At 70.4% G+C, this 22,784-nt stretch carries 21 protein-coding genes and 1 tRNA gene; 18 read left to right on the top strand and 4 right to left on the bottom strand.

What is annotated here, in order from left to right:
- Positions 1–19 precede the first annotated feature (19 nt).
- Positions 20–107: transfer RNA gene (locus tag ACR68M_RS17360), tRNA-Ser, on the top strand.
- Positions 108–180: 73 nt separating this feature from the next.
- On the opposite strand, the gene ACR68M_RS17365 is transcribed toward ACR68M_RS17360, so the two are convergent.
- Complete coding sequence (locus ACR68M_RS17365; protein ID WP_441251424.1) at positions 181–1,299, bottom strand: MFS transporter; 1,119 nt, start codon at positions 1,297–1,299, stop codon at positions 181–183.
- Positions 1,300–1,685: 386 nt separating this feature from the next.
- Here ACR68M_RS17365 and ACR68M_RS17370 point away from each other — a divergent pair, with 386 nt between their 5' ends.
- From ACR68M_RS17370 to ACR68M_RS17405, 8 genes are all read left to right on the top strand, one after another.
- Positions 1,686–1,985 carry a hypothetical protein gene (locus ACR68M_RS17370; protein WP_441251425.1) on the top strand — a complete coding sequence of 100 codons (300 nt, stop codon included), beginning with the start codon at positions 1,686–1,688 and terminating at the stop codon, positions 1,983–1,985.
- Positions 1,986–2,135: 150 nt separating this feature from the next.
- On the top strand, positions 2,136–2,615 hold the full coding sequence (locus ACR68M_RS17375) for a transketolase-like TK C-terminal-containing protein (protein WP_441251426.1): 480 nt from the start codon (positions 2,136–2,138) through the stop codon (positions 2,613–2,615).
- 508 nt (positions 2,616–3,123) lie between these two features.
- A complete protein-coding gene (locus ACR68M_RS17380) occupies positions 3,124–4,353 on the top strand; it encodes a 3-deoxy-7-phosphoheptulonate synthase (RefSeq protein WP_441251427.1) in 1,230 nt (409 codons plus the stop codon).
- 309 nt (positions 4,354–4,662) lie between these two features.
- Entirely contained in the window at positions 4,663–5,436 is a 774-nt protein-coding gene (locus tag ACR68M_RS17385; protein ID WP_441251428.1) for a 2,3-dihydro-2,3-dihydroxybenzoate dehydrogenase, read from the top strand.
- Positions 5,437–5,615: 179 nt separating this feature from the next.
- Positions 5,616–6,251, top strand: a complete 636-nt coding sequence (locus tag ACR68M_RS17390) for an isochorismatase family protein (protein ID WP_441251429.1) — start codon at positions 5,616–5,618, stop codon at positions 6,249–6,251.
- 53 nt (positions 6,252–6,304) lie between these two features.
- Complete coding sequence (locus tag ACR68M_RS17395) at positions 6,305–8,242, top strand: anthranilate synthase family protein (RefSeq protein WP_441251430.1); 1,938 nt, start codon at positions 6,305–6,307, stop codon at positions 8,240–8,242.
- Between the two features lie 188 nt (positions 8,243–8,430).
- Complete coding sequence (locus ACR68M_RS17400) at positions 8,431–8,769, top strand: hypothetical protein (protein WP_441251431.1); 339 nt, start codon at positions 8,431–8,433, stop codon at positions 8,767–8,769.
- Positions 8,770–8,840: 71 nt separating this feature from the next.
- The gene (locus tag ACR68M_RS17405) at positions 8,841–9,404 is read left to right on the top strand and encodes a shikimate kinase (RefSeq protein WP_441251432.1); all 564 of its coding nucleotides are present in this window, start codon (positions 8,841–8,843) and stop codon (positions 9,402–9,404) included.
- Between the two features lie 112 nt (positions 9,405–9,516).
- On the opposite strand, the gene ACR68M_RS17410 is transcribed toward ACR68M_RS17405, so the two are convergent.
- The gene (locus ACR68M_RS17410; RefSeq protein WP_441251433.1) at positions 9,517–10,125 is read right to left on the bottom strand and encodes a ScbR family autoregulator-binding transcription factor; all 609 of its coding nucleotides are present in this window, start codon (positions 10,123–10,125) and stop codon (positions 9,517–9,519) included.
- A 452-nt stretch (positions 10,126–10,577) separates the two neighbouring features.
- Between ACR68M_RS17410 and ACR68M_RS17415 the strand changes: the two genes are divergently transcribed.
- Both ACR68M_RS17415 and ACR68M_RS17420 read left to right on the top strand, forming a co-directional pair.
- Entirely contained in the window at positions 10,578–11,534 is a 957-nt protein-coding gene (locus ACR68M_RS17415; RefSeq protein ID WP_441251434.1) for a ScbA/BarX family gamma-butyrolactone biosynthesis protein, read from the top strand.
- A gap of 75 nt (positions 11,535–11,609) precedes the next feature.
- Entirely contained in the window at positions 11,610–12,590 is a 981-nt protein-coding gene (locus tag ACR68M_RS17420; RefSeq protein WP_441251435.1) for an NAD-dependent epimerase/dehydratase family protein, read from the top strand.
- Here ACR68M_RS17420 and ACR68M_RS17425 read toward each other — a convergent pair.
- A complete protein-coding gene (locus ACR68M_RS17425; RefSeq protein ID WP_441251436.1) occupies positions 12,527–13,240 on the bottom strand; it encodes a ScbR family autoregulator-binding transcription factor in 714 nt (237 codons plus the stop codon). The genes ACR68M_RS17420 and ACR68M_RS17425 overlap by 64 nt on opposite strands.
- A gap of 375 nt (positions 13,241–13,615) precedes the next feature.
- Between ACR68M_RS17425 and ACR68M_RS17430 the strand changes: the two genes are divergently transcribed.
- Positions 13,616–14,830: an IS701 family transposase gene (locus ACR68M_RS17430; RefSeq protein WP_441251437.1), complete on the top strand. Its 1,215-nt coding sequence runs from the start codon at positions 13,616–13,618 to the stop codon at positions 14,828–14,830.
- Between the two features lie 116 nt (positions 14,831–14,946).
- Here ACR68M_RS17430 and ACR68M_RS17435 read toward each other — a convergent pair whose 3' ends face one another.
- The gene (locus tag ACR68M_RS17435; RefSeq protein ID WP_441251438.1) at positions 14,947–15,822 is read right to left on the bottom strand and encodes a shikimate dehydrogenase; all 876 of its coding nucleotides are present in this window, start codon (positions 15,820–15,822) and stop codon (positions 14,947–14,949) included.
- A gap of 478 nt (positions 15,823–16,300) precedes the next feature.
- On the opposite strand from ACR68M_RS17435, the gene ACR68M_RS17440 reads away from it, so the two are divergent.
- The 6 genes from ACR68M_RS17440 to ACR68M_RS17465 all read left to right on the top strand — a co-directional run bounded on the left by ACR68M_RS17440 (position 16,301) and on the right by ACR68M_RS17465 (position 22,756).
- The gene (locus tag ACR68M_RS17440) at positions 16,301–17,770 is read left to right on the top strand and encodes a multicopper oxidase family protein (protein ID WP_441251439.1); all 1,470 of its coding nucleotides are present in this window, start codon (positions 16,301–16,303) and stop codon (positions 17,768–17,770) included.
- A gap of 207 nt (positions 17,771–17,977) precedes the next feature.
- Positions 17,978–18,595, top strand: coding sequence for an NAD(P)H:quinone oxidoreductase (gene wrbA, locus ACR68M_RS17445; RefSeq protein WP_441251440.1), 618 nt, complete (start codon positions 17,978–17,980; stop codon positions 18,593–18,595).
- Positions 18,596–18,794: 199 nt separating this feature from the next.
- Positions 18,795–19,286 (top strand): AtaL-like protein, encoded by a 492-nt coding sequence (locus tag ACR68M_RS17450; RefSeq protein WP_441251441.1) that lies wholly within the window; start codon positions 18,795–18,797, stop codon positions 19,284–19,286.
- 38 nt (positions 19,287–19,324) lie between these two features.
- The gene (locus ACR68M_RS17455) at positions 19,325–20,086 is read left to right on the top strand and encodes an SDR family NAD(P)-dependent oxidoreductase (RefSeq protein WP_441251442.1); all 762 of its coding nucleotides are present in this window, start codon (positions 19,325–19,327) and stop codon (positions 20,084–20,086) included.
- Positions 20,087–20,229: 143 nt separating this feature from the next.
- A complete protein-coding gene (gene aroA / locus ACR68M_RS17460) occupies positions 20,230–21,471 on the top strand; it encodes a 3-phosphoshikimate 1-carboxyvinyltransferase (protein ID WP_441251443.1) in 1,242 nt (413 codons plus the stop codon).
- Between the two features lie 49 nt (positions 21,472–21,520).
- Positions 21,521–22,756 carry a 3-hydroxybenzoate 6-monooxygenase gene (locus ACR68M_RS17465; RefSeq protein WP_441251444.1) on the top strand — a complete coding sequence of 412 codons (1,236 nt, stop codon included), beginning with the start codon at positions 21,521–21,523 and terminating at the stop codon, positions 22,754–22,756.
- Positions 22,757–22,784: the final 28 nt, after the last annotated feature.

A 22,784-nucleotide genomic window follows, 5' to 3' on the forward strand; every position in this document is an offset into this window, starting at 1 on the left:
GTTAGGCTGACCTCCGCCAGGAGAGCTGCCCGAGCGGCCTAAGGGAACAGTCTTGAAAACTGTCGTGCGGCGACCCCGCACCGTGGGTTCAAATCCCACGCTCTCCGCAGGTGGGGGAAACCCCTGATCAGGGCGGGTACCGGCTTCGGCCGGTACCCGCCCTCTTCAATTCCTGTCCTGTCAGCCCTGGTTGCGGGTGGCCCGGGTGAGGGAGAAGCAGGCGGCCAGGCCGAGGGCCGTCATGCTCCACCAGGCGAAGGTGTGGCCGGTGGCGGAGACCAGTAGGCCGAAGCCCAGGGGGCCGATGGCGCCGCCGATCGAGACGCCCATCTGGGTGTAGGCGGTGGCGGCGGCCTCGTGGCCCGGGTAGGCGACGGAGGCGCTGTAGTGGAGCAGGCCCGCCCAGCCCCAGCCGCCGCCGAAGGCGAGCAGGGTGCCCGCGAGTTGGGCCGGGAGGAGGGGGACGGTGAGAAGGGCGGTGCCCGCCGCGCCGAGCAGGAAGAGCAGCATCAGCAGCCGGAGCGGCCGGGTGGGCGAGCGGTCGACCCGGCGGCCGACCACGATCCGGACGGCGGCCGCGAGGACCGATCCGCCGGAGACCAGCAGGCTGGCGGTCAGGGTGCTGTTGCCGCTGTGGGTGAGCGAGGAGAACAGGAAGCCGCCGAGGCTGTTGCCGACCGCCGCCCCGCAGGCGCCGGCTGCCGCCAGCGCGAACAACTGCCGGTCCAGCGAGAGCCGTTCGGTGGCCCGGCGGGCCTTCGAGCGGGTGCCCCGGGCGGTGGTGAAGGTGAGCAGGTAGCCGCCCTGGACGGCGCAGAGCAGGCCGGCCACCACGAACAGCGGGCGCCAGCCCGCCGGGACGGCGATCGAGGGCACCGCGAGCGAGTAGAACAGCACCGCCAGCGGAATGGACGCCTGCTTGACGCCGAAGGCCACCCCCTGCACCCGGGGCGCGCAGCGGCGCACCAGCAGGAAGTTGGTGTGCGGCTGCGTGTAGCCGTACACCAGCCCGCCGATCACCGCCCCGACCCAGAGCCCGACCAGCGGCCAGACCCCGGTGGCCACCAGCACGGTCGCGGTGGCCAGCAGCGCCACCCCGAGCCGCCGCTCGACCACCCCGCCGTCGGCCCCGCTCCGGCTCAGGTACGCGCCGTAGGTCGACCCGGTCCAGTACAGCGCGATGATCAGCCCGATGCTGCCGGGCCCGAGGCCGAGATCCCGGTGCAGCAGGTCGCTGACCGCCCCGGGCAGGAACAGCGGCCCCTTGCTCAGCACGGTGACCAGCGTCACCAGCACCATGGTTCGCACCCCGAGCGCCCCGCCGCCCGCCGGCAGACCGGACCCGGGTAAGCGGCTCCCGGGTACGTGGTTCTCGGGTAAGTGGTCCCCGGTCCTGGGCACGGCCCCGGTGCTCGACATGGCTCCCCCTCGAAGACTGTGCGCGAAGACGGCGCGCGGATTCCGTTCGACGGCCCGGAACTTACGACATGGAGGAGGCGTGAACGTGGCGAAAGTCCGCATGCGAGCTATTCCCCCCGAGACTTTCGCGGGTCCGACCGCACGGTTGGGCAGCTGCGCCAGGCCGGTCCGCAGGAGCCGCACCACCTCCGCTCAAGCCACCGGTACAGTGCTGGCCTGAAGAGACGCTGGTTGGCGGATCTTCCACCGCACGAGGAGTTCGGCAGATGCGCGGGATCAGGGTCGCGGCGCGGGCCGCGCTGGTGGTGCTCGGGAGCTGGGCGGTGCTCGTGGTGCTGCTGGTACTGCCCGGGGTGGTGTTCCCGACGGGATGGCAGTGGTACATCTACTCGCCCGCCAGCGTCGGGCTCTGGATGCTCTCGCTGCCGGTGGTGCCGCTCTTCGCCTGCAAGGCCGCGAGCGGCTGGATCAACCCCGGACGGCGGGTCGTGACCCCGCACTGGGCAGCCGCGGAGACACCAACGGCTGTTGCCGGGAAGGCAATTACGACGCGGGTCGAAGGCTGAGACGACAGGGCAGGTGACGGAGTCGGCAGTGGGGGGTTGTGGGCGCAGGCCGGGCTGAAGGAGAGTCGGTCACTGTCGGGCGTATCGTCCGGACGCGTTCTGGAGCACCAAATGCCATGCAGCACTTGGAGAGGAGCCCTGAGCCTTCCGATGACCGCGATGCACACCGAGCCGCAGCCCGTCGCCCGGCCCACCGCTGCCGACAGTGCTGCGCGTGGCGGGTACGTACTCGTCGAGGCGCAGGCCGGGGCGGGCTTCCCCGAGGTGATCCTGGTGGCGACGGGGGCCGAGGTGCCGGTGGCGCTGCGGGCACGGGAGATCCTGGAGCGGGAGGGTACGCCGACCCGGGTGGTCTCGATGCCGTGTGCGGTCTGGTTCGAGGCGCAGGACGAGGAGTACCGGGCGTCGGTGTTTCCTCCGGAGGTGCCGGCCCGGGTCTCGGTCGAGGCCGGGGCGTCGCTCGGCTGGTACGCGATGGTCGGTGCGTCCGGTGAGTCGGTCGGGCTCGGCCGCTGTGGTCTCTCGGCGCCGTACCAGACCCTGTACGAGCAACTCGGCTTCACGGCGGTGCGGGTCGCCGCCCATGCGCGTTCGGTCCTGGCGAAGAGAGCACCCCGCCCACCGAGCTGAACCACTGCCCGGCCGTCGGACCGTGACCCCCCGGCACGGTGACTCCCCCGAGACGGCCGCTCAAGGGCCCGATCATCCTCCCCCCATGAGGTGATCGGGCCCTTGGGCGTTCGCGCGCCCGGCCGGTCGAGGGCGCTCGCCCGACCTGACGTACTGGGCGGCCTACTTCCGCCCGGGTGTCGTATCTGCCGGAGTACCGGGCCCGGTGCGGAAACTGATCACAGTCTGACGGCATTTCCGGGCGAGTTTTCCGGCAATTGATTTCCTGATGGATCGGGCGACATTTGTTCGGGAATTGCGAATACCTGACGACAGCCTGCGTAAATGGCCGCAAATGACAGAGTTGAAGACACTTGACGAAGTTTTCCGAGGGCCGTTGACCCTCCTGATCGGCCTGCTCAGACTCAAGGAAATGGAAGTCCCACGGTGAAAGCCGGTAGAGCCGACTTCCGGGAGCGTTCCAGAAATGCCCAGGCAAGAGCAGAATTCGTAACCATGGAGGTTCTGGATGATCAGCGACGCAATTGCGCCGCGGCCGGCAGTCGCCGATTCGGCACTGCCGGAGGGTGGGATCGACTTCTGGAAGTCGCTTCCCGCCCACCAGCAGCCGGAGTGGGAGCCCACGGACGCAGGTCTCCTCGACGAGATCCACGCAGAACTCGCCGACTGCCCCGGGCTGGTCAGCTCCACCGAGGTCCGCCAGCTGCGTGCGCTGCTGGCCGAGGTCGCCGAGGGCAAGCTCCAGGTCGTCCAGGCAGGTGACTGCGCCGAGGACCCGGCCGAGTGCGAGCCGGGCTACGTGACCCGCAAGGTCGGTCTGCTCGAGGCGCTGGCCGGCGTGATGACGATGAACACCCTGCTTCCGGTGGTCCGGATCGGGCGGATGGCGGGCCAGTTCGGCAAGCCGCGTTCGAAGCCGACCGAGCTGGTCGACGGCGTCGAGCTGCCGGTCTACCGCGGCCACATGGTCAACAGCCCGGAGCCCGACCCCGCCCTGCGCCGCCCGGACCCGCGCCGCCTGCTGGCCGGGTACAAGGCCGCCAGCGGTGCCATGGCCACCCTGCGCAAGCGTGCGGCCGCCGAGCTGGGCGCCGTCGGCGCGCCGGTCTGGGTCAGCCACGAGGCGCTGCTGCTGGACTACGAGGTGCCGCTGCTGCGCATCGACGACTGCGGCCGCAAGTACCTCGCCTCCACCCACCTCCCGTGGATCGGCGACCGCACCCGCCAGCTCGACGGCGCCCACGTCGCGCTGCTGGCCTCGGTCACCAACCCGGTCGCCTCCAAGGTCGGCCCGAGCATGGCGCTGGACGAGTTGCTCCAGCTCTGCGAGCGGCTCGACCCGCAGCGCGAGCCCGGCCGCCTCACCCTGATCGCCCGGATGGGCGCCGACCAGGTCGCGGCCAAGCTGCCGGCAATGGCGGCGGCCGTCAAGGCGGCCGGCCACCCGGTGGTCTGGCTGACCGACCCGATGCACGGCAACACCGTCAGCGGGCCGGACGGGCTCAAGACCCGTCTGGTGGAGACCGTCCTGCGCGAGGTCGCCGAGTTCCGGAAGGCGATCACCGAGGCGGGCGCCGTGGTCGGTGGGCTGCACCTGGAGACGACGCCGGACGACGTCACCGAGTGCGTCCACGACGAGCGCTTCCTGGCGCAGGTCGGGGACAAGTACACGAGCTTCTGCGACCCCCGGCTCAACCCGGGGCAGGCGCTCGAGATCGCCGCCTCCTGGCGCGGCTGAGAACTGCGGGACAAATCGCCGATCAGCTCAGCGCAGCCCGATCGACGGAGATTCGCCAGGGGGAGCCGGAATTCCGGAGCCCATTCGGCGAAAGGGCTGAACTGTGTCGCGCCGGTTCACGCAAATGGACCGATCCGTGCAAAGGCCCGATCTGCGAAGCGACCCGATCCGTGCACCAGATACAGATCTGTGCACCAGATCCGGGCGTCAGATCCGGGCTCCTGGGTCTCGTGCACCGGCGCATCACCACATCCGGCCGACTCTGGTCGATCATCCTCGATTTTTGGGGTCGCTATGAATGTCTATGGGATGGAAAACAAGGTCGCGGTCGTCACCGGCGCCGCCGGTGGCATCGGTGAGGCCGTCGTGCGCGCGCTGTCGGCGCGCGGAGTCACCGTCGCGCTGGTCGACCGCAACTTCGACCGGCTCGACGAGCTCGCCAAGGAGCTGCGGAACGAAGGCGGGCGGGCGGAGCCCTTCCCGATCGACGTGACCGACAGCACCCAGGTCGAGGCCGTCATGGACGAGGTCGAGCAGCACCTGGGCCCGATCGACTACCTGGTCAACGGCGCGGGCGTGCTGCGCCTGGGCCAGGCCAAGGCGCTCACCGACGACGACTGGGCCACCACCTTCGCGGTGAACACCACCGGGGTCTTCTTCGTCTCCCGTGCGGTGGTCAACCGGATGGTGAACGGCGGCCGGGGCGGCGCCATCGTGACCGTCGCCTCGAACGCGGCGGGCACGGCCCGGCTGGACATGTCCGCGTACTCGGCCTCCAAGGCCGCGGCGACCATGTTCACCAAGTGCCTGGGGCTGGAGGTCTCCAAGTTCGGCATCCGCTGCAACGTGGTCGCCCCCGGCTCCACCGACACGCCGATGCTGACCGCCCTCTGGGAGGACAGCAGCGCCGCTCAGGCGTCCATCGAGGGCGTCGCCTCCGCCTTCCGGGTCGGCATCCCGCTGGGCCGGATCGCGCAGCCGACGCACATCGCCGACGCCGTGCTCTTCCTGCTCTCCGACCAGGCCGCGCACATCACCATGCACGACCTGACGGTCGACGGCGGTGCGGCGCTCGGCCACTGACGCCGCAGCGCCACAGAGCCCACCGACCGGGGTGCCGCCGAGGCCGGACCAGTTCAGCCCGGCACCGGCGGCACCCGGCACCACCCGCCGCCCGACGAGCCCGAGCCCGAGCCCGCGCCCGAGCCCGCCGCCCGACGAGCCACCTTCCGTGAGACCTGCTCCCTGAAAGGACACCCTCCATGGGAATCCCGGCCATCTCGCCCTACCCGATGCCCTCGCAGGGCGACCTGCCCGAGAACACCGCACGGTGGACGGTGGACCCGAAGCGGGCGGTGCTGCTCATCCACGACATGCAGAAGTACTTCCTCCAGCCGTTCGCGGAGGGCGAGTCCCCCGTCACCGACCTGGTCCGCAACGTCACGGAGCTGCGCGTGCGCGCCGCCGAGCTCGGCGTCCCGGTCGCGTACACCGCGCAGCCCGGGGGGATGACGGAGGCCGAGCGCGGTCTGCTGAAGGACTTCTGGGGCCCGGGTATGACGGTCTCCCCGGAGCACAAGCAGGTCGTCTCGCCGATCCAGCCGGCCGCGGGCGATCTCGTCCTCACCAAGTGGCGCTACAGCGCCTTCCACCGCACCGAGCTGCTCGACTTCATGCGCGCCCAGGGCCGCGACCAGCTGATCGTCTGCGGCGTGTACGCCCACGTCGGCGTGCTGATGACGACCTGCGACGCCTTCACGTACGACATCCAGCCCTTCCTGGTCGGGGACGCCGTCGCCGACTTCTCCCTGGAGTACCACCGCTCCGCGCTGAAGTACGCAGCGGAGCGCTGCGCGATGACGGTGACCACCAAGACGGTGCTCACCGAGCTCGGCTGACGGCCTCGCGCCCGGCGCCTGTCCGACCGCAACTCACAACGGAGGGAAGCACCATGACGTACTCGGAGACCCAGTCGGGCGAGGCGCTGCTGGAGCAGATCCTGGCGCCCCGGCCTCCCGCGTTCGCCCTGCTCTACCGCCCGGAGACGGGAGCGGCCGACCAGGTCGACGTGCTGGTCGGTTCGGTCGCGGAGGTCGAGGCGCTGGCTGACATCCCGTTGGGGACGGAGGGCGTGTTGGCGGCCGGCACCGGCCGGGCGGAGCACGAGGTGCTGGCGCTCGTCCCGTACCGCCAGATCGCCGAGCGCGGCTTCGCGGCGGCCGACGACGGTGCGCCGCTGATCACGCTGTCCGTGGCGGAGCAGGGCCGGGTGTCGCTCGCGGGGCTGCTGGAGCGGCTCCCAGATCTTCAACTCGACCTCGGTGACGGCACGTTCGACGTGGACGACGAGGCGTACGCGGAGATCGTCCGGGAGATCATCGCCGAGGAGATCGGCCAGGGCGCGGGCGCCAACTTCGTCATCCGGCGCGAGTTCATGATCGAGATCAATGATTACTCGACGGCCGCCGCGCTGACCTTCTTCCGCCGCCTGCTGGAGCGCGAGTGCGGCGTCTACTGGACGTTCGTCATCCACACCGGCACCCGCACCTTCGTCGGCGCCACCCCGGAGCGGCACGTCAGCCTGGCGGACGGCGTCGCCGTGATGAACCCGATCAGCGGCACCTACCGGTACCCGGAGTCCGGCCCGACGCTGAGCGGCGTGCTCTCCTTCCTGGCGGACCCGAAGGAGGCCGACGAGCTCTACATGGTGGTGGACGAAGAGCTCAAGATGATGGCCCGGATCAGCGAGACGGGCGGCCGCGTGACCGGCCCGCACCTGATGGAGATGGCGCGCCTGGCACACACCGAGTACTTCATCGAGGGCCGCACCGAGCGGGACGTCCGGGACATCCTGCGCGAGACGATGTTCGCCCCGACCGTCACCGGCAGCCCGCTGGAGAGCGCGGCGAAGGTGATCCGCCGGTACGAGCCGAACGGCCGCGGCTACTACAGCGGTGTGGTCGCGCTGATCGGCCGCGACGCCGACGGCGGCCGCACCATGGACTCGTCCATCCTGATCCGCACCGCGGAGATCGACAACGCCGGCACCGTCCGGATCGGGGTCGGCGCGACGCTCGTCCGCGACTCCGACCCGGCCTCCGAGGTCGCCGAGACGCGCGCCAAGGTCGCCGGTGCGGTCGCCGCGCTGCGCGGCACCCCGGCGCCGGCCAGGGGCAGCCGGACGCGCCCCTCCTTCGCCCAGCACCCCGACGTGCTGGCCGCGTTGGCGCAGCGCAACATCTCGCTGGCGCCGTTCTGGCTGGAGGACACCGAGGAGCGGCGGCGCCCGCTGGCGGAGCTGGCGGGCAAGCGGGTGCTGGTGGTCGACGCCGAGGACACCTTCACCGCGATGTGGGACCACCAGCTGCGCTCCTTCGGGCTGGACGTCACCGTCCGGCGCTTCGACGAGGAGTACAGCTTCGAGGGGTACGACCTGGTGATCCTGGGCCCCGGCCCGGGGGACCCGCAGGAGCTGGACCACCCGAAGATCACCCACCTGCACGGGGCGACCCGCCAACTGCTGGGCAGCGGTACGCCGTTCCTCTCGGTCTGCCTGAGCCACCAGGTGCTCTGCAAGGTGCTCGGCTTCGACCTCGTCCGGCGCGACCGGCCGAACCAGGGCGTGCAGAAGAAGATCGACTTCTTCGGCAGCACCGAGCTGGTCGGCTTCTACAACACCTTCGCCGGGCACAGCGAGCGCGACGAGGCCCATGTCCCCGGGCTCGGCAGCGCGGTGAGCGTGAGCCGGGACGAGGCGACCGGCCAGATCCACGCGCTGCGCGGCCCCGGCTTCCGCTCGGTGCAGTTCCACCCCGAGTCGGTGCTCAGCCAGGACGGCCTGGCGATCATCAGCGACGCGCTGATCTCCCTGCTGGCCGGCTCGGTCTGATTCGCCCTTCCGAGCCGGTCCGCTCGGGCCGGTCGGGCGGCGACCCCCCTTCCGCCGCTCGACCGGCCCGAGCACATGTCTGCCCTTTCGCGCAGCGCCTTCGCGCCCCGCCGCGCCCTGCCGTGCCCTGCGCGCGGCGCCGGGGCCACCGTCCGTCCATCGCCAGTCCACCCCCGAGGAGCCGAACCGTGCGTGCCGTAGTCGTCTGGTGGGACCTGAGCGCATCCGCCCGCACCATCGAGGAGTTGCGGGGTTTCCTCCGGGAGGAGGCGGTCGACCGGTTCGCCACCGTACCCGGGCTGGTGTTCAAGGCCTGGCTCGCGGACGAGAGCACCAACCGCTGGGGTGCGGTGCTGTTCTGGGAGTCCGCCGAGGCCGCCGCACGGCCCATCCCGGCGCGGGCCGCCGAACTGATCGGCTACCCGCCGACCCACCGCGACGCCTTCGACGTCGAGGCGACGGTCGAGGGCCCGCACAGCCTCCCCGGCCTCGCCCGCCTCGGGCTGGCCTTCGCAGAGCACGCTTAGACCGGGCCACCCTTAGACCGGGCACGGACCGGGCTCGGACCGGGGCGGCCGTCTCCCCAAGGAGAACTCCCATGACCAGACCGGTAGCCGTGCTGATCGGTGCACCCGGGGCAGGCAAGACCACCGTGGCCAGGCTGCTCGCCCGGCGGTTCGGGGTGGGCTTCCGGGACACCGACCGGGATCTGGAGGCCGTCTCGGGCCTGCGCATCCGCGAGATCATCGAGCAGGAGGGCGAGGCGCACTTCCGCGTCCGGGAGCGGGCGGTGGTGCACCGGGCCCTGCGCGAGCACGACGGGGTGCTGGCGCTCGGCGGCGGCGCCGTGCTGGAGGAGTCGACCCAGTGCCTGCTGCGCGGGCACACGGTGATCCACCTCGCGGTCTCGGCCGCCCAGCTGACCACCCGGATCGGCTCGGCCGCGAGCCGCCCGCTGCTGGTCGACGACCCGCAGGCCCGGCTGCGGACCCTGCTGACCGTCCGGACGCCGATCTACCGGCGGCTGGCCACGCACACGGTCTCCGGCGACGGCCCCTCGCGCGTGGTGGCCGAGCGGGTCGCGGCGCTGTTCCCGGTCGTCGCAGAGGCCGTCGCAGAGGCCGGCGCAGAGGCCGGCGCAGAGGCCGGGGCAGGGGTCTGAGCACCCGGGCGCCGGAAGGTGACGAACTACGGCCCGGCGGTGGCGGCCGACCGGGCGGTTCGCACAGTATGAGGGCCCCGCGGGGGCCCCGCAGGGCCGCTTCAGGGTTGCCTCAGGGCTGTGCGAGCTCGACCTGGGGGGAGCCGGTCGGGTCCAGCGTCAGCAGCCGCTCGGGTTTGACCAGACCGGGCAGCATGAGCTTCCACATGTTGACCAGCCGCTCGATCAGGTCGGTCCGGTGCGACAGCACCTGCGAGCTCAGCTGGATGCCGGTGAAGGCACCGGTGATGGTCTGGGCGGCCACGTACGGGTCGACCCTGGGCAGCAGGTCACCGGCCTCGTCGGCCCGGACGAGCAGGTCGCGGACGGTCATGATGTCCGCCAGGTACGGCTCGGTGTTGGGCGTGTCGAAGCTGCCCCGCTCGATGACCAGTCTGTTGGTGGCCCGGACGACGACGTCGTTGATCAGCGCGTTGGCGTAGATCATGGTGGCGTCGATGACCGCCTGGAAGCCGGAGGCCGGGTCCGCGCCGGTGTTGAACCACTCGGACTGGACGTCGATGACGGCCTGCGCCAGTTCCTCCTTCGATGCGAAGTGGAAGTAGACGGCGCCCTTCGTCACGCCTGCGGCCGCGATGATCTCGGCCATGGTGGCGGCAGCGTAGCCGCGCTGGTCGAAGACCTCGGCCGCAGCCCTGATGATCTCCCGCCGTGTCTTCACCGCTCGCGCCTGCTGAGCCATTGTTCTCCCGACTATTAACGCTCCCCCACTACAAACCGACCGGATGGTACTCTACGCTAGCTGATAGGGACCACGTTCCGACAAGCAGTGTCTGAAGTTCCGTCCCGCCGAGCGGGGGTCCGAGCCTGGCCGAATCACTGGGCAGGCCTGGATGCCGAGGCGGCACCTTGTGGGGGAGCGGCCTACATGGGTACGGACAATAGTTTCACAATCGAATTGGCAGAGCAGCCCTGGCCACGTGCGCGACACGCCGCGTGCCCTGGGCCGCCCTCGCCTGCAGCAGCGTGGGCCCGCCGACGCGCGTCCCGAGAGCGCAGCGCTTCCCCTGCAAGGGTCGAAGCGCTGCTGGACCGGAGGCGCTCCGTCCGTCCGACTGCCTGCGATCCGGCACTGGCCAGTGGCTCGTACTTACTCGTCCAGGGGGAATCGAAATGACGTCAGTACTGTCAGAGACGATAGGACTGTCGACGGCCGATCGGCCGATCGGCGGCGACTTGGAACTTCACCAGCAGACCGTCCCGCGACGCTTCGTCCACCGGGCCTCCGTCTCCGAGGTGCTGCTCACCGGGTGGCAGCGGACGGCGCCGGACAGATTCCTGCTCGGCGCGCAGTGGCCGCGCACCCACAGCTTCTACCGGCCCGTGGACGGTGTGTACGACCCGCTGCTGCTTGCTGAAACGGTTCGGCAGGCCGGTCTGCTGGTTGCGCATGCGGGCTACGGCGTCCCGCTGGACTACCCCTTTGTCATGTGGGATCTGACCTACCAGGCGGAGCCCGAGCAGATGGCCGTCGACTGGTGCCCGGCCGATCTGACGGTCGAGGTGACCTGCGACCCGCGCTACCGGCGCGGCATCCTGGCCGGGATGAACTACCACGTCGAGGTCTACCGGGGGGTCGAGCGGCTCGGCGACGGGAGTGCCCGCTTCGACTGCATGGCACCCACCACGTACGCCCGCATTCGCGCGCCGTTCATCGCTGATCTTCCGTCAATCAAGTTCCCTGTGCAGGCAGTTGACACGAGCGTCGTATCCAACACGGTCCTGATGCCCACAGGTGTGACGAACAGTTGGCTGCTGCGGGCCGACCGCCGCCACCCGGTGCTGTTCGACCACCCGGTCGACCACGTGCCCGGGATGGTGCTGGTGGAGGCGATGCGACAGGCCGCCGCGGACGTGGCGGGCGGGCCGGCCTTCGCGCCGTTCGGGCTGGACTGCATCTTCATCCGCTACGCCGAGACGCATCTGCCGGTCTACGTGCGCGCCGGGGTGGGCGGCGTCGGCGAGGGCGGTGAGCAGACCGTCGGCGTGGTACTCGAACAGGCGGGTCAGCCCGTGGCCAAGGGCATTCTCCGGATGCGTCCGACAGCCTCTGCCGAGTACAGCCGCTGACCACTGCGGTGTGCGGGCAGCTCTGGCTCTGACTCTGGACGAGGCTCCGACTTTGGACGAGGCGAAGGTGAACTGATGGACGAGGCACGCATCCTGGTGACCGGTGGCACCGGATTCATCGGGGGAGAGGTGCTGCGCCAACTTGTTGCTGGCCAGTCAACTCGCCGTGAACAACAGTACAGCCTAAGGGCGTTGGTGCACCACCGAACCCCCGTTCTACCGGGCGGGGGTTCGGTCGAGCTCGTCCGGGGGGATCTCCGGGAGGCGGCCTCGCTGCGCGGGCTCTGCGACGGCGTCGACACCCTGCTGCACCTCGGTGCGCAGGTCGGCGGTGACCCGGAGCTCTGCCGGCAGGTGAACGTGCTGGGCACCGGCGCCCTGCTGGCCGAGGCGGCCCGTGCGGGGGTGCGCCGGATCGTCCAGCTCAGCACCACGGCGATCTACCAGGACGGCGTGCACCGCAATGTGACGGAGAATCAACTGGCTCTCGAACCAGTTTCCGCCACCAGCCGCACCCGGCTCGCCGCCGAGCAGCAGGTGCTCGCGGCCGGTGGCACGGTCGTCCGGCCGCACCTGGTGCACGGGCAGGGCGACACCTGGGTGGTCCCCGCCGTCGCCGATCTGATGACGCGGCTGCCGCACTGGATCGACGGCGGCCGGGCCAGGGTCTCGATGATCTCGGTGGAGGACCTGGCCCGGGTGCTCGCCGCCCTGGCGCAGGCCCCATGGAAACCGACCGGACCGCAGGTTTATCACGCCTGCCATCCGGAGCCCGTCATGGTCCGCGACCTGATGACGGCGGTGTCCGAGCGGCTGGGCCTGCCGCTGCCGGCGGGTGACCTCACGCTGGCAGCGGCCGCCGAGCGGCTGGGCGGTGGCGGCTGGGAGCGGCGCCTCTCACTGCTGGGGGTCGACCACTGGTACGAGAGCTCCCGGCTGTGGCGGCGCACCGGCCTCGCTCCCGGGCCGGGCTTCGCCGCCCGGTTCGCGGATCAGGTCGCCTGGTACCGCGCGACCTTGGCCAGCGCGACGGCCTCGGGCAGTTCTTCCCAGTGATGCGGCGCGGGGGCGGCCGGAGCCGGTGCGGCGCCCTCGCGGGCCGTCCGGACGGCGCCCACCCGCTCCACGGGCATCAGTGCGGGCAGCACGGCGTTCCAGAGCCCGGTGGTGACGTGCGGGCTCAGCCAGCCCTTGTCCCGGCGGGAGAGCATCTCGATGCCGACGGTGGCGGAGGCCAGCAGGGTGGTCGCCTCCGCCAGCTCGATCCGCGGCTGGAGCTCCTGCTCCGCGACGGCCCTGGCCAGCTGGCGGCCGACCAGGCGCTCCCAGGCGGGGTAGGGGCTCGGGTAGCGGTCCTTGTCGAGCCCGGGTTCGTCGGTGAGGCGCAGGCCGGCCCGGAAGACCACGTCCCGTTCGAGCCGGTCGGCCAGCCCGTGGCAGAGGTCGACCAGATACTGGAGTGCGGAGCCGCCGGGCCGCCGGGCCGCCCGGAGGATCTCCCGCAGCGCCTCCCGGGACTCGGCCATCACGGTGTCGGCGAGCTGCTCCTTGGACCCGAAGTGGAAGTACAGGGCCCCCTTGGAGACGCCGCAGAGCTGGGCGATCTCGCTCAGCCCGGTCAGCGCGAACCCTTCGAGGTCGAACGCCCCCGCCGCGGCTTGGATGATCTGCTGCCTCGTGCGCGAGGCCCGTTCCTGGCGGGACAATCCCTTCCCCCTCCTGTTGAGGCGCGGCCGGGCCGCCGTGGGCCCCGGTCGGGGCTTTCGGGGCCGGCCGCCGCGGCTCTGCCGGGGGCCATGGGCTGGCGCTGGTGTGTTGGTCGGGCGCGCGCAGTCACGCGTGCGGCACTACGGCTGCCCTTGGCGTGCGGGGCAGATGCAGGACATCGTAACAAACCAACCAAGCGGTATCTATACTTGCTCCAGACCTGACGCGCTCTTGCAAGAGTGGTTGAATAGCCCTAGGAAACCAACCAGTCGGTTCTGTATGGTGCTTCATGTCAGCACCTCGCGTCTGATCTCCGAGTGCCGCTTGCACCGGAGGCATCCGTGTCCGCGAGCGCAGAAGAGGAGTCGGGGGCTGTGGAAGGTGTCATAGAGAAAGACGTTCCTGAACACGTGTGGGGCGATGTCGCCGACGACTTCGTCACGGAGTTCTCCCGCCGGATGCTGGCCTCCCTGAAGCGTCGCGACCAGCGCGCCCGGGGCGAGTGGTACATCGCAGGGTTGCTCACCGTGCCCGGCCGCAAGTCGATGCGGGCGCTGGCCTCGGTGGCCGGCCACGGCGCGGCGGAGCAGAGCCTTCACCACTTCATCTCCGACTCCTCCTGGGGCTGGAAGCCCGTCCGGCAGGCCCTGGCCCGCCACCTCGACCGGGTGATGCTGCCGCAGGCCTGGGTGCTCAACTCGATGGCCATCCCGAAGGCGGGTGAGCACTCCGTCGGTGTCGAGGAGTCCTTCCGCACCGAGCTCGGCCGAGTCGTCAACAGCCAGCAGGCGTACGGCGTCTGGCTCGCGAACGAGGACACCAGCGCACCCGTCAACTGGGATCTGATCCTGCCGCCCGAGTGGCTGGAGGACGCCGACCGCCGCAAGCGGGCGAAGATCCCCGACGACGTCTCGGCGGCCTCGCCGGAGCTCTGCGCCGTCAACACCGTCTCCGAACTCTCGCGCCCCGAGTGGGGGTTGCGTCGGCGACCGGCGGTGCTGGATGCCCGTGAGCTCGACTCGGCCGTCCTGGTCGAGGAGTTCACCCGGCGCGGCGTGCCCTTCGTGATGCGGGTGAGCGGCTCGACCCGGCTGGTCGGCTACGACCTCAGCCTGCCGGGCCGTGGCGAACGCCTCTTCCAGGCACAGCAGTTGGTCGAGTGGGCGAAGCGGTTCTCCCGCCCGGTGGGCTGGGTCGACCCGGACTACTCGATCACCCGCTCGATCCTGGTGAGCGGCACCCGGGTGACCCTTCCGGCCGTCCGTCGTCCGGGCGCCGCACTGCCGCCCGAGCGGGCGCTGACACTGGTCGGCGGCTGGTCCGGCCCGAAGGGCAAGCCGGCCGAGCTCTGGCTGTCCAACCTGATCGAGGTGCCGCCGGTCGCCCTGCTGCGCCTCGGCAGACTCACCCGGCGGGTCTCGAAGGACTTCTCCGAGGTCTCGACCCGGGTCGGGATGCGGGACTTCGAGGGTCGCAGTTACGCGGGCTGGCACCGGCACGCCACGCTCTGCTCGGTGGCGCACGCGATCTCGGTGCTCTCCTCCGCGCGGCGGCAGGGTTTCGACAAGTCCCAGGAGCTCTCGGCCTGAGACAGCCTGACGAACAGTCAGGAAGATGGCAGAGCAGCTGAGATGACAGAGAACGGCTCGGTACGAGAGAAGGTGCAGGGGGGCGAACGGTGCCGGTGGAGCGGGAGGACGATGGATCAGCCTGCCCGCCGGGCCAGCTCGGCCTGCGCGGCCTCGCGCATCACCGGGATCGGCACGTCGTCGCGCCCGGTCATCAACTGCACCTGGCGGGCGGCCTGGTAGGTGAGCAGCGAGAGTCCGTCGACGACGGTGCTGCCCGCGAAGCCGGCCGCCTTGGCGAGCCTGGTCGGCCAGGCCGAGCAGACCACGTCGAAGATCGCCGCCCGGGAGTGCACGATGGCTGCCGCGTAGGAGTCGGCGGCGCCGGCGGGGAGGGTGGAGATCACCAGCCCGGCGCCGTGCAGCAACCCGTCCAGTTGGTCGAAGGGGTACACGTCGACGGCCATCCCGAGCCGGCCCGCCGCTGCGTGCGCCTCGGCCGCCCGGCCGGGTTCGCGGACGACGACCGAGGGCTCCTTCACACCCAGCTCGCGCAGCGCGGCCAGGGCCGAGCAGGCGGCGGTGCCGCCGCCGAGCACCACGGCCGAGGTCAGTGAGTGCACGTCCGCGTCGCGCAGCGCGGCGAGGATGCCGTGCACGTCTGTGTTGTCGCCGTAGCTGCGCCCGTCACGGAAGACGACGGTGTTGACCCCGCCGACATCCATGGCCAGGTCGGTGACCTCGTCGATCAGCGGGAGCACCGCGCGCTTGAGCGGCATGCCCAGCGAGAGCCCGGCCCAGGAGCCGTCGAGCGATCCGATGAGCGATCCGAGCCCGGTCTCCTCGCACTCGACTGCCGTGTAGCTCCACTCCAGGCCCATCGCGGCGTAGGCCGCGCGGTGCATGACGGGGGAGAGCGACTGGTCGACGGGGTAGCCGAGCACCGCTGCGCGGTGGGCCGACTGGCGGCGCGGCCGAGCGCGGTCCACGCCGGGCCTCATGTCTACTCGCATGGTGGGTGGGGCTCCTTCCGCGAAGGGGACTGGACGCCGGATCACTCTGGCTCACCGGCTTTCCCCGGGGATTTGCCAGCTTAGGCAACCGGGGGCCACGGTCGGTGGAAGCCGATGACACAGAGTCAGCTCTGTCCAGGAGCTGACCGGCAACCGCCAGTACTTCGTCATCGGAGGGTCTCGGGTGACGTCGCGGGGCCCTCCGGGCGGCGGCCGGGCGTTCGGTTCGCGAATGGCTACGGGCCGTTCAGTATTCGGCGCCCGCCCGGCCGGGTCAAGACCCCGGGAATTCCCTTGGGTCACCCTTGGTGCAACTCCCTTTCACCCTTAGCAAGTTGAGCGCCGGTTGTCAATCGGAGAACTGACGGAGTCGACCGGAACTGACAATGTTCGGGGCGCACGTTTGATCGATTCTGTGAAGGCTCTGCATTCTTCCCCGTGAAACGCCCACACGTGCGTAGGGACGGGGAGTGGATCGATGTTTTCTCGCAAGGTGTCACGAAGAAGCGCGCTCAAGGCCGGTGTGGTGACCACCGGAATCGTCGGCGGTGCCGGGCTGGTAGCCCCGCTGCTGACCCGCGGCTCGGCCGAGGCGGCCACCGCTGCCGTCGCGGGGCCGGCCACCACGCCGCAGTTCGCCGTGCCGCTGACGACTCCGCCGGTGCTCCAGCCGACCTCGAGCTCCTCGACCACCGACTACTACACGGTGACGATGCAGAAGGCCGTCAAGGAGATCATCCCCGGGTTGCGGACGGAGGTGCACACCTACAACGGCGAGTTCCCCGGCCCCACGATCAAGGCCCGGTCCGGCCGGCGGGTGGTGGTCAACCAGACCAACGCGCTGGACACCGTCGCCTCCGTCCACCTGCACGGCGCCGAGGTGCCGATGGACAGCGACGGCTCGCCGATGAACACCGTCGCCCCGGGCGCGAGCAAGACCTACACCTACCCGAACAACCAGCCGGGCGCGCCGCTCTGGTTCCACGACCACGCGCACCACGTGGAGTCGGAGCACGTCTACCGGGGTATGTCCGGGATGTACCTGCTCTCCGACGAAAACGAGCGCTCGCTGCCGCTGCCCTCCGGCTCCTACGACGTGCCGCTCGTGCTGCGGGACGTCAACATCGACACCACCGGCGAACTCGTCTACACCATGGGTGACTTCCTCAACCGGACGACGATCCTGGTGAACGGCCGCCCCTGGCCGTACTTCCAGGTCGCCGCCCGCAAGTACCGCTTCCGGGTGCTGAACTCCACCAACCTGCGGTTCTTCGTGCTGGCGCTCTCCGACGGCGGCTCCTTCACCCAGATCGGCTCCGACGGCGGCCTGTTGGCGACGCCCAACACCACCACCCAGCTCAAGCTCTCACCCGGCGAGCGCGCAGACATCGTCATCGACTTCTCCCGCTACGACGTCGGCACCCAGCTGGTGCTGCTGAACAACACCGGCCCCGGCCCCGCCGACCTGGTCGGCAAGGTGATGCGTTTCGACGTCGTCCGCGACGCCTTCGACTTCAGCTGGGTGCCGAACCGGCTGCGCACCCTGCCCACCCCCGCGATCGCCACCGTCAACCGCACCTTCGTCCTGCGGATGGACGAGGACGGCCGGGCCGACCCGATGGCGTACATCAACGACCTGACGTACGACCCGAACCGGATCGACACCAAGGTCGCCTGGGGCAGCACCGAGGTCTGGACGATCACCAACGCCAACGTCCGGGCCCCGCACAACTTCCACGTGCACCTGGTGCAGTTCCGCATCCTGGAGCGCAACGGCAAGGCCCCCGACGCGAGCGAGGCCGGCCTCAAGGACACCGTCGCGCTGCTGGCCGGGGAGACCGTCAGGATCCAGCTCACCTTCAACAGCTACCGCGGCACGTACCTCTACCACTGCCACCTCTTCGACCACGGCGCGATGGGGATGATGGGCACGATGCAGATCGCCTGACGGGCCGGCACCACGGGCGGGCGGCACGGGCGGCCGCCACGTCAGGTGTACGCACAAAGGTGTACGTCCAAATCACCTGTGCCGCAAGGTGATGAAGTACCCGAGGACGGTTTGCCGGGTCGGCGGCTCCGGGGCAAAACTCACGATGGCGGGCGCACCACGGCACCCCGCACATTCTGAGTTCCGTCCGAACAGGAGTTGCGTACAGTGACGAACGTCGCCGTCATCTACTACTCGTCCACCGGGAACGTCTACCAGCTCGCCCAGGAAGCTGCCCTGGCGGCCGAGAAGGCCGGCGCCGAGGTCCGCCTGCGCAAGGCCGCGGAGCTCGCCCCCGCCGCCGTCGTCGCGGGCAAGAAGGAGTGGGCCGACCACGCCGCCGCCACCGCCCACATCGCCGAGGCCTCCCTCGACGACCTGGACTGGGCCGACGTGCTGCTCTTCGGCACCCCGACCCGCTTCGGCCTCCCGGCCGCCCAACTCAAGCAGTTCATCGACACCGCCGGTGGCCTGTGGTTCCAGCACAAGCTGGAGAACAAGGTGGTCTCCTCCTTCACCTCCACCTCCACCCAGCACGGTGGCCAGGAGAGCACCCTGCTCGCGCTGAACAACACCTTCTACCACTGGGGCGCGATCATCGTGGCCCCCGGCTACGCCGACCAGGTCCAGTTCGGCGAGACCAACGGCAACCCGTACGGCACCAGCTCGGTCTCGAACCACGGCCACTCCGGCCCGACCGAGGAGAACCTCGCCGCGATGGCTTTCCAGGCGCGTCGCTCCGTCGAGATCGCCTCCGCGCTGAAGCGCGGCTTCGAGAGCGCCTGATCGCCCGTCGGCCAGATGTACCGCAGGGGATTCCGGGAAAATCCGGGATCCCCTGCGCTGTGACCAGGAGTTGTTTGGTAGTTGACGCAGTAATCATCAACTGACGAAGTCGCAAAACCGCCGTTGACCCTTCCTGACGGGCTGATCCAGAGTTTCATCCGAGAGAGAGTGGATCGGCTGATATCAGGAAGAGGATGCAATGTCCGGGGTCACCATGTCCTGGAGCATTCCGGTCAATTCCGACGGTGGCTCCGGCGCGACGCAGATCGATGCCCAGCAGCTCTGGGCGCAGCTCCTCCACAAGGCCGAGAATCCGATGGCCTATGTGCCCGCGATCACCGAGTGCCACGTGCTGGATCGTTTCTCCGGTGGATTCACCCGGGAGATCCTCAAGGACGGCCGGGTGGTCTTCCAGCGGATCGAGATCCAGCCCGAAGAGCTGAGCATCACCTACCGTCAGCCCGGCGACCCCGAGCTCGAGTTCATCATGAACCAGATCGACCGCGCCGCGGACGGCCGGCTCCAGATGACCATCGCCGTGTGCCTCGCCCCGGAGGCCACCGAGCGTGCCCTCCGGGAGAGCAGCTTCCTCGAAGCGACGGATGCCTACTTCACCGATGCGCTGCGCTCCGTGGTCGACGAGATCCGGGCCACGGCAGCCGACTTCGACACTCTCATCGCGGCAGCCTGAGACCGCAGAGCACATCCCCCCATCACAGGAGGAACCTGATGACGGCACGCTTCGACGGCAAGGTCGCCCTGGTCACCGGAGGCGGCTCCGGGATCGGCCGGGCCACGGCACTCGCCTTCGCCCGTGAGGGCGCGACGGTGATGGTGGCCGGGCGCGAACCCAGCGATCTGAGGGATACCGTCGCTCTGATCGAGAAGGAGGGGGGCGTCGCCGACGCCATACCCGCCGACGTGACTCACGGCATGGACGTCATCCGGCTGGTCAAGACCACTGTCGAGCGGCACGGCCGGATCGACATCGCCTTCAACAACGCCGGCATCACGGGTGAGCCCACGCCGCTGGCCGAGATCTGCGAGGCGGTGTGGGGAGACGTCCTCTCCACCAACCTCACCGGCGTCTGGCTGCTGATGAAGCACGAGATCGCCCACATGAAGGAGAACGGTGGCGGCGTCATCATCAACACCGCGGCCAACATCGGCATCCACGGCCGGGTCCCCGGCTTCGGCGCCTTCGCCGCCTCCAAGGCCGCGCTCTCCACGCTGACCCGCACCGCCGCCCGCGAGTACATCCGCGACGGCGTCCGGATCAACGCGATCAGCCCCGGCTCGGTCGACACCGAGCAGGCGCAGCGCCCCGGCGAGACCGTCGCCGACCGCGACGCCCGCGTCCAGCAGGACGTGCCGATCGGGCGGGTCGCCAAGACGGAGGAGATCGCCTCCACCGTGCTCTGGCTCGCCAGCGAGGAGTCCAGCTTCGTGGTCGGCCACGACCTCGTGCTCGACGGCGGCGCAACGGCCTGACGCAGCTGGTGGGCCCCCGGGGGGCGCGGGGAACTGCGCGAAGCGGGAGCGGCGGCGCCTCAGCCTTCCGCCCTCGCGCAGTTCCCCGCGCCCCCAGGTCCGTGCTCGGTGCTCGAATCTGACGACGAACAGAAGGCAACGCCGTGATCGCCCGCATACCCGGTTCCAAGAGCATCACCAACCGAGTGCTGCTCCTGGCAGCCGCCGCAGCCGGCCCCACCCGGCTCGACGACCCACTGGAGAGCGAGGACACCGTCGCCTTCCGTACGGCCCTCACCGACCTCGGCGTACCCGTCGAGGTCGGGGCGGACCACTGGGAGGTCGGCGGTGCGGGCGGAGCCCCCACCGGCCCGGCCCGGATCTGGTGCGCGGACGCGGGCACGGCAGCCCGCTTCCTGCCGGTGCTCGCCGCCGCAGGGCAGGGCGAGTTCCGCTTCGAGGGCACCGAGCAGCTGACCGCCCGCCCGCTCGGCCCGCTCACCAGGGCGCTGGCCGAGCTCGGCGCCGGGGTCGAACCCGGCGGGAGCGGCGGCCTGCCGCTCACCGTCCACGCCCGGGGGCTGCGCGGTGGCGAGCTGAAGCTCGACTCCTCCACCAGCAGCCAGTACCTGACCGGTCTGCTGCTCTCCGCGCCGCTGATGCGGGAGCCGCTGACGGTCTCCGTCGCCGGCCTGGTCAGCCGCCCGTACATCGCGATGACCGTCGCGCTGATGCGCACCTTCGGCGCCCGGGTCACGGAGACGACGGACGGCCGGGACAGCACCCTGCGGGTGGAGACCGGCGGGTACACCGGCACCCGGATCAGGATCGAGCCGGACGCCTCCACCGCCAGCTACGTCTTCGCCGCTGCCGCCCTCACCGGCAGCACCGTCACCGTGCCGCACCTGGGCCGGGACAGCCTCCAGGGCGACCTGCGCTTCGTCGAGGTGCTCGCGAAGGCCGGTGCGCGGGTCGAGATCGGCGCCGACGCCACCACCGTCACGGGCACCGGACCGCTGCGCGGCGGCTTCGAGGTCGACATGGGCGACATCTCCGACACCTTCATGACGATGGCTGCCGTCGCACCCCTCGCCGACGCCCCGATCACCATCGACGGCATCGGCCACGCCAGGCTCAAGGAATCCGACCGGATCGCCGCCGTCGCGGGCAACCTCCGCGCGCTCGGCATCCGGGTCGAGGACGGTCCGGACCGGATCACCGTCCACCCCGGCACCCCCGTGGCGGCGACCATCGCCTGCCACCGGGACCACCGCATCGCCATGGCCTTCTCGGTGCTCGGGCTGCGCGTGCCCGGCATCACGCTCGACGACCCGAAGTGCGTGGGGAAGACCTTCCCCGGCTTCCACGAGGAGCTCCACCGCCTCTTCGGTCCGCAGGCGAGCTGAGTACCCACCCCCCGCTACGCACGACTCTCACGAGGAAGAAGAGCCAAAGATGGCCAAGATTCTCATCGCCGGTGGCGGTATCGGCGGGCTGGCGACAGCGCTCAGCGTCTCCCGGCAGGGCCACGAGGTCGTCGTGCTGGAGAGCCGCGACACCTTCACCGAGCTCGGTGCGGGCATCCAGCTCGGCCCCAACGCGTTCAACGCGCTCGACCAGCTCGGCGTCGGCGACGAGGTCCGCGAGCGGGCCGTGCACATCGACGAGCTGCGCTTCATGGACGGCACGACCAGCGAGAAGGTCACCGCCATGCCGCTCACCGGCGAGTACCGGGAGCGCTTCGGCAACCCGTACGCCGTCGTCCACCGGATCGACGTGTACGCGCCGCTGCTGGAGGCCTGCCGCGCCTCCGACATGATCGAGCTGCGCACCGGCACCCAGCTGCTCAGCTACAGCCAGGACGCGATGGGCGTCACCGTGCACCTGGCCTCCGGCGAGGACGTGCAGGGCTCGGCGCTGATCGGCGCCGACGGCATCAACTCCTTCGTCCGCAAGCAGCTGGTCGGCGACGGCTTCCCGCAGGTGTCCGGCCACACCATCTACCGTTCGGTCATCCCGATGGAGAAGGTGCCGGAGGAGCTGCGCTGGAACACCGTCACCCTCTGGGCCGGCCCGAAGTGGCACTTCGTCCACTACCCGATCGGCAGCGGGAAGTACTTCAACCTCGCCGCCACCCGCGACGACGGCGCGACGGAGGCCGTGATCGGCAAGTCCGTCGAGAAGGACTTCGTGCTGAACGAGTTCCCGATGCTCGGCGAGATCCCGCGCCAGCTGCTGGAGCTCGGCGAGGACTGGAAGGCCTGGGTGCTCTGCGACCGCGACCCGATCGACACCTGGACGGACGGCAAGGTCGTGCTGATCGGCGACGCCGCCCACCCGATGCTCCAGTACGCCGCCCAGGGCGCCTGCCAGGCACTGGAGGACGCGGTGGTGCTCGGCGAGCTGATCGGCGGCTGCGAGCTCGACTTCGCCCAGCGCTTCGAGAAGTTCAACGCCGAGCGGCGGGAGCGCACCGGCGCCATCCAGCTGCTCGCCCGTGAGATGGGCCGTCAGCTCTACCACCCCGTCGGCGACGCCGCCAAGGCCCGCAACGAGATGCTGGCCGGCTTCACCGCCGAGCAGCTCCACGACAAGGTCGAGTGGCTGCACGGCGCCACCGTCTTCGCCGAGTCCGGTGCCGAGTCCTCGACGCCGATGGTGGCCAACTCCACGGCTGCCGCTGCCCGCTGACCGTCCGCTGGACGAACACCGGCCCCGC

It is taken from the genome of Kitasatospora sp. McL0602, assembly GCF_052076145.1.
In the GTDB taxonomy this organism is placed as follows: Bacteria; Actinomycetota; Actinomycetes; order Streptomycetales; family Streptomycetaceae; genus Kitasatospora.